Genomic DNA, 244 nt, shown 5'->3' on the forward strand with positions numbered 1-244 from the left:
CATTGGTGTCCTAGTTGGAATGCTTATTCCTATCCAAACATCTGTCAATTCAAGACTATCACTGTATACTAAATCGCCTTTCTATACTTCATTCATTTCATTTTCAGTTGGAACAATTTGTTTAATTGTGGTAATTGCAGTTTTACAGGCTTGTCTAGTGAAGATTTAAAACTTAATTCAAGTGTTTTAGTCATGAATATGTCCTCCTGATTAAATTGATAAAGATTTGATGAGTTCGATATTG

Annotated in this window: 2 pseudogenes; one reads left to right on the forward strand and one right to left on the reverse strand. The window is 31.6% G+C overall.

The features are described 5' to 3' along the window. Position 1 precedes the first annotated feature (1 nt). Positions 2-133 (forward strand): annotated as a pseudogene (locus IDG64_RS15690) (DMT family transporter); the annotation flags it as partial. Here IDG64_RS15690 and IDG64_RS14910 read toward each other — a convergent pair. Beyond that, positions 114-194: pseudogene (locus IDG64_RS14910) on the reverse strand (DUF2922 domain-containing protein); the annotation flags it as partial. The pseudogenes IDG64_RS15690 and IDG64_RS14910 sit on opposite strands and share 20 nt — an antisense overlap. Positions 195-244: the final 50 nt, after the last annotated feature.

It is taken from the genome of Staphylococcus sp. EG-SA-15 (assembly GCF_017151895.1).
Lineage (GTDB): Bacteria > Bacillota > Bacilli > Staphylococcales > Staphylococcaceae > Staphylococcus > Staphylococcus aureus.